Source organism: Mesorhizobium sp. M1006 (assembly GCF_040318825.1).
Taxonomy (GTDB): domain Bacteria; phylum Pseudomonadota; class Alphaproteobacteria; order Rhizobiales; family Rhizobiaceae; genus Mesorhizobium.
On sequence record NZ_JAMYMZ010000101.1, the window covers coordinates 1 to 6010 of the forward strand.

The following is a 6010-nucleotide window of genomic DNA, read 5'->3' on the forward strand; positions in this document are numbered from 1 at the left end:
GCGGCCATTCGTCTGGAAAGCAGATCCCGATGAGATCATTGCAGCAGTCAAACGCGGGCACCAAGCGTTGGAATCAATCCACTAGCAGATCCGTCAACGATCATCTTCCGATCCGTGGCCTATCGAGATCGGGTGCTTTCCGCATTGATCTTCATCGATTTCCCCACGTTTTTGCGCAGAGGATGCAGAGAGCCAAATAGTGACAATCGAACCTATCCTCCATTTTCGTTTGCGGCAGGTGGCCATATGATCGTGACATCGCAAACTAATAACGTGCTCGGCAGCACGTCGGGAAGGTGGCGCGTCTGGTCGCTCTCGGACGGTTACATCGAGATGCCGGCGGACCTTCTGCGGGACCCGCAGGATAATCCGGTGCCGCAAGCTGCGTTGGCAGGGGCGCTTCGCCTGTCTGTCAATTGCTTCGCCCTCGCAGGTCCAGGCGTTGACGGCGTTCTGATCGACAGCGGAGGAGGGGGCTGGGCCCCGACAGTGGGGCGTCTTGAGCAGGCCATGGCGGAAGCCAAGATCGACCCGGCTTCGATCACGGTCTTGGCGCTCACCCACGCCCATCAGGATCATGTGCACGGACTTTTGACCCCCGACGGCCGAGTGCTCTTTCCAAACTTGAAGGCGATCGTAATTCCCGAAGCGGCTGTGCAGAGCTTTTTCGCTTACGCGCACCTTGCGCAGTTCCGGCCCCTGCTGAAGCCTGTCCAGAATGGCGACCAGGTGGGTGAGCGATTGAGGGCGGTCGCCTTGCCCGGTCATGCTGCCGGTCATACCGGCTACACGTTCGACACGGACGAGGACCGTTTCCTATTCTTCGGGGACATCGTTCATGTGCCGGCCTTGCAGTTCGGCAATCCCGCGTTCAGTTGGGGCTATGACGACGATCAGCTGACCGCGCGCGCAACCCGCCTAAAGGTTTTCAGTGACGCGGCCGAGGCGGGGACGTGGATCGCCGGCGCGCACCTTGGCTGGCCGGGCATCGGTCGCGTGGTGCGTAAGGGCGAAGCATACGGCTATGAGCCGGCAGGAGGACGAGTGACCGGATAGGCGGCCCCGTGCTGGTCGGTTTATACCGCTCTCTTCGCCCAAGGCAAGGATCTCGACGAGCAGCGCGCCGCACTCCGGCGTCCTCAACGGCGGCGGTACCATCGTCCGGCCCACCAAAATATCTGATTCTTGATCCACTGGCGGCCGATCTGCCTGAGGCTTACCGGATCGGCGTCTCGCCGCGAAACAGTGGCTGGTGCGCCCGCATCAAGGCGGCGATCCGGTCGGCGACTTTCCGTACCGGCGGAGAGTGACGTTCCTCGTGATGGGTGACGATCCATTGGTCGGTTTCAAGTTCGGGGATAGGCTGAGCAACGCGAACCAGCCGCGGATCGCCGTCACCGACGAAGCACGGAAAGACCGAAAGGCCGGCGCCGGCGGCCACCAGTTCGCGCACCGAATGGGTGTTGTTGCCGCGTACGGCGATGCGGTCGCCGTGATGGGCTTGCAGCCAGCGCGCCGAGGCAATGTTTGCGCCTTCACCGGTGACGCCGACGAACAATCCGGCGGCGGTGCCGTTGATCAGGTGACGTCCGGAATAAATGGCGTGGGCGACCTTGCCGCTCTGACGGCCGGCCAGCCACTGCTCGGTCGGGCGCTCGCTGCGGATGCCGATGTCGGCGGCACGGCGGCCGATGTCGACCCGGTCGGTGGTGGTGACAAGCTCTACCCTTATGCCGTCATCGACCGTCCAGATATCGCCGATATGGGCGGAAACGAAGGCCGAGGTCCATGGCCCGGCCGAGACGCGGACAATGCGGTCGGGCAGGTTTCCCTCGCGCCAGCGGGTCAGCGACTGCATTGCCGCCTCGACGTCTTCGGCGCGCCGCAGCAGTTCCTCGCCGACCGGGGTCAGCCGGTAGCCGGTCTGCTGGCGCACGAATAGAGGTTCGCCGATCTGCTTTTCGAGCGCGGTGACGCGTCGTCCAAGGGTGGCTGCGCTGAGGCGCGTGGTTCCCGTCGCTGCGCTCAAGCCACCCAGCCGCGCAACGTCGAGAAACAACCTCAGATCGTCCCAGCCGATATCCATTTTGCAGAAATGAAAAACTCCTTGCGACCGTGGCTGTAGCGCAAAGCGGGCATCGTGCGCAAGTATGCAGGCATTGGAGGCGTTGGACAATCCTGCCTGGCGGGACAGGGACAAGCGCCTCGGCTGGCCAAGAAGCGAACTGAACCCTTTCGATCGCGCATGCGATTGGCGCAGAGGTTTTGCGCTTCCGACCAACCCAGGCGCGCAGGCATTCTGCGTACCAAAGGAGACGATCATGTTGGATGAACTTCGATACCGTTTCGCCCGCTGGATTGCCTATCGCCAGACGCTTGCGAGTTTGAGGCAGGCCCGGGACAGCACACTGGCGGATGCCGGCATTTCTCGCGAAGAGATCCGCGAGCGTGCCCGCCACGCCAGCTTGCGTCGTTGAGGAGCCGGGCATGCAGATGATGATGCTTTGGGATGGCCGCTCGGTACCGCGCATCGGAATCGGCACCTGGGCGGCGGGTGGCCCCGCGCGTTGGCGTGAGACGGCGACAATCTATGGCGAGGTCGACGATATCAGGTCGCAAGCCGCGCTGGCGATGGCTTATGAGATCGGCGCGCGGGTGTTCGACACGGCTGCCGCCTATGGCGCCGGCAATGCCGAACTGATCCTCGGGCGGGCGTTGAGGGGTAAGGACGAAGCCGTCATCGTCACCAAGGTCGGTTATTTCGGCGATCCCGAAACGCGCAAGATCGCACCCGAGGATGCCTCTGCCGCGGCAATCCGGACATCGATCGACAATTCGCGGCAGCGCCTGCAGCGGGATTGTATCGACGTCGTGCTGCTACATATCAACGAGTATCCGATCGAGCGCGCCGGCGAGGTGTTCGATACGCTCGGCCTGTTGCGCCAGGAGGGCAAGATCGGCGGCTTCGGCTGGAGCACCGATCACCGCGAACGGCTTGCCGTCTACGCGCCGCGCGAGGGGTTCGTCGCCGTAGAGAACGACTTCAATGTGTTTACCCCGGCGAACGAGCTGATGGCCGTTGCGGCGCGCGAGAACCTCGTCTCGTTCAGCCGGCTGCCGCTGGCAATGGGGCTGCTCACCGGCAAATACACGCCGGCCATGCGGCTGCCCACCAACGATGTGCGCGGCGGGAATGCCGAATGGATGGTGTTTTTCAGGGATGGCGCCGCCAACCCGGACTATCTGTCAAGGCTCTCGGCAATCCGCGACCTGCTCACCTCGGGCGGACGCACGCTTGCGCAAGGCGCGCTCGGCTGGATACTCGCCAAGTCGGCAATCGCCCTGCCGGTTCCCGGCTTCACGCGGCCCGAGCAGGTCGAGGACAATCTCGGTGCGCTGGAGAAAGGGCCGCTGCCGGCAACGGTGATGGCCGAGATCGACACAGTGCTGAAAATTGCCGAGACTTCGTAGGGTGTGGTGAATCCGGAATTCGCATTGGCGATAATGCGACCAACTTCGATCCCTCTGCTGTCTGCCGATATCGCATTTTTCTCAGTCAAGCTTCCGTGGCGCAATTGAACACGGACGGAGCGGCGGACACGCTCGAGTTGAAGGTCCGCCGCTCCGGTTTCAGATCAAGGAGTGATGCTGCAACGGGAGATGGGTAGCGAGCTGCGCTTGAGCTGCGCCGCCGACCGCGTCGCTGTCGAGAGAGAGCGACCCGGTTGAGCTGTCAAAGATGATGTGGTGGGAACCGTCATCTGTGGCCGTAACAGTAGGGGACGTATGCAATGAAAGCCCTCCCGACTTGAGGTCGGCAAGCGCGGAGTGGTCGAGCTGGACTTTGTCCTGAAGCTTGCTGAAGTCGAAGGCATCGTTGCCGTGACCGGATGTCAGGTCGGCGACGGCGCTCTTGTGGACACCGGCGCCGGCATTTTCGTTGCCCTGGAGCAGTTGGGCGAACCCGTGGCCGGTCAGGCTGGTTGCCGTTTTCTCGGATGGGCTGCTGGTCGCGGCAAGCTCCGAGCCGGACGAAAGCGCGGGGCTCAACGCGGCCAGCACCCGGTCAACGCTGCTGCCTCCCTTGTCGCCGGCAGTATCATGGCTGGTGTCGTTGCTGCCGAACAGATCGGTCAGAGCGTGAAAACCGCCGCGGTCGGAGGGGGAAGCGGCGGTCACAGTCGAACTGCCATCGCTTGCGATGGGGTGCGAAGGCGCCGTCGCGGTCGAGCTGCCATCGCTGGTGCTATCGCCGGTGGAAGGGGCGGTCGCAGTCGAGCTGCCATCGCTCGTGGTGGCGCTGGCGGCGGTCGCAGTCGAACTGCCATCGCTGGTGCTATCGCCGGTGGCGGCATGGGAAGGGGCGGTTGCAGTCGAGCTGCCATCGCTCGTGGTGGCGCTGGCGGCGGCGGTCGCAGTCGAACTGCCATCGCTCGTGGTGGCGCCGGCGGCGGTCGCAGTCGAACTGCCATCGCTTGCGATGAGGTGCGAAGGCGCCGTCGCGGTCGAGCTGCCATCGCTGGTGCTATCGCCGGTGGCGGCATGGGAAGGCGCGGTCGCAGTCGAGCTGCTATCGCCGGTTGCGGCATGGGAAGGCGCAGTCACCGTCGAGCTGCTATCGCTGGTGGCGGCGTCGGACGCGGGCGCAGCAGCACTGTTGTCGCTGCTGGTGGTGTCTGAGGCCGCAGCGGTAGTGGTGTTGTGTTCCCGGAAAACGGCTTGCAGTTCCGAGGAGCTTTCAAGCGCGGTATCGCCGTTCTGCGTTCCCCACTTGTAGGTATAGTCGAAGGCGGGTGACGGAACCAGCTTGGCCCAATGATCCATCATGGTTTGCATCTGTTCGGTGGTGGGCATGACCTGTCTGCCGCCATCGGAAGTCTCCCAATTGCCGCCGCCAAAGGCCTGGAAGACCGGAACGATGTTGCTGATCGGGATGCCCGACTTCACCGCTGCAGCCACGGCTCGGTCGATCATGTCGTAGTCGACCGTGTCCGTTCCCGTGCGCACCGGATAGGGGTCTATTCCAAAATAGTCGATATGCGTGTTGGCCGGATTGTAGGTGTTGGTAAAATCCGGATTGGTCGGGGATCCCATGTTCATCATGGTGACGAAGGTCTTGGCGCCTGGAAAATGCTCATGGATCCAGTCGGATTCCGCCTTCAGGTTCTCGGCGGTTGCATAGGTGCCCCACCTGCCCGTGGGATCGGGCTCGTCAACCAGATAGAATCCGAACACATTCGGATTGCCGAGGAAGGGGGTCATTTTCTCGATGAAGGATGAAGTTACGCCCTCGTGCTCGTTGAGGTACACCAGACCCTTCATGCCGTCCGGCAACGCGTCGACTTGCGAAGCGTACTGAACGTCAGCCAGATTGAAGCCGGCAGTTGCGATTTCGGTGGCGGATCCACCCGACGTATAATGCAGAGTTGCCATCCAATATTCCTTTTTCTGATTTCGATAGCGCCCGGCGTCTACCTACAGACGGCGTATATTAGCGCAAATCACATACAGACACCCGTCGATAGAATCATTGACCGTTTGTAGGAATGCTGCACGGATTGTGACTTATTTTGACAGCAGCGACTTAGGACAAGATGCTTATTGTCTTCTGATGTCAGAATGATGCCAGAATTGCGACTTTATTTTGAAGGCGCTGTAGTTTTTGAAGTTCCTCGATATTTTTATAATGGCTATACATTTATAGATTTTAATGCGTTAGACGTCAACTTTCGTACGGAAATTCAAAATGACGTTAACCTCTGACTCCGGGCCCCTCCACAGTTTCACTGCCCAACCAATTAGCTGTGGACAATTCGTAGGCATCTGCGCGCTCGTCACCTGGTATCGGTCGGCAGATCTCCGTGATCGAAATCAAATCAATTTAGGAAACCTCCCAAAAGGTGAGAGTAGGGCTGGTTCCCAGCTGGAGAGCCTGAGGGCCTTGGCCGCCTGAGCACCGTCATGTGTCCGCCGCTCCGCTAAACACGGGGGCTGCGCGGCGGACACGCCG

5 protein-coding genes are annotated in these 6010 nt (G+C 61.5%); 3 read left to right on the forward strand and 2 right to left on the reverse strand.

Translation table 11 applies throughout. The annotated features are described in order from the left end of the window. The first annotated feature begins 246 nt into the window (after window positions 1-246). Window positions 247-1056, forward strand: coding sequence for an MBL fold metallo-hydrolase (locus NKH60_RS34385; RefSeq protein ID WP_352700318.1), 810 nt, complete (start codon window positions 247-249; stop codon window positions 1054-1056). A gap of 160 nt (window positions 1057-1216) precedes the next feature. Here NKH60_RS34385 and NKH60_RS34390 read toward each other — a convergent pair whose 3' ends face one another. After that, on the reverse strand, window positions 1217-2086 hold the full coding sequence (locus NKH60_RS34390) for a LysR family transcriptional regulator (protein WP_352832680.1): 870 nt from the start codon (window positions 2084-2086) through the stop codon (window positions 1217-1219). A gap of 82 nt (window positions 2087-2168) precedes the next feature. On the opposite strand from NKH60_RS34390, the gene NKH60_RS34395 reads away from it, so the two are divergent. Then, the gene (locus NKH60_RS34395) at window positions 2169-2477 is read left to right on the forward strand and encodes a YjiS-like domain-containing protein (protein ID WP_352824704.1); all 309 of its coding nucleotides are present in this window, start codon (window positions 2169-2171) and stop codon (window positions 2475-2477) included. A gap of 10 nt (window positions 2478-2487) precedes the next feature. Then, window positions 2488-3471: an aldo/keto reductase gene (locus tag NKH60_RS34400; RefSeq protein ID WP_352773556.1), complete on the forward strand. Its 984-nt coding sequence runs from the start codon at window positions 2488-2490 to the stop codon at window positions 3469-3471. A 159-nt stretch (window positions 3472-3630) separates the two neighbouring features. Here NKH60_RS34400 and NKH60_RS34405 read toward each other — a convergent pair whose 3' ends face one another. Then, window positions 3631-5322 (reverse strand): calcium-binding protein, encoded by a 1692-nt coding sequence (locus NKH60_RS34405; RefSeq protein ID WP_352875038.1) that lies wholly within the window; start codon window positions 5320-5322, stop codon window positions 3631-3633. Between the last annotated feature and the right edge of the window lie 688 nt (window positions 5323-6010).

What these genes read in the sequence shown, in the direction of transcription:
- NKH60_RS34390 (WP_352832680.1), bottom strand. Translation starts at nt 2,086, where the DNA reads ATGGATATCGGCTGGGACGATCTGAGGTTGTTTCTCGACGTTGCGCGG.
- NKH60_RS34400 (WP_352773556.1), top strand. Translation starts at nt 2,488, where the DNA reads ATGCAGATGATGATGCTTTGGGATGGCCGCTCGGTACCGCGCATCGGA.
- NKH60_RS34405 (WP_352875038.1), bottom strand. Translation starts at nt 5,322, where the DNA reads ATGAAGGGTCTGGTGTACCTCAACGAGCACGAGGGCGTAACTTCATCC.
- NKH60_RS34385 (WP_352700318.1), top strand. Translation starts at nt 247, where the DNA reads ATGATCGTGACATCGCAAACTAATAACGTGCTCGGCAGCACGTCGGGA.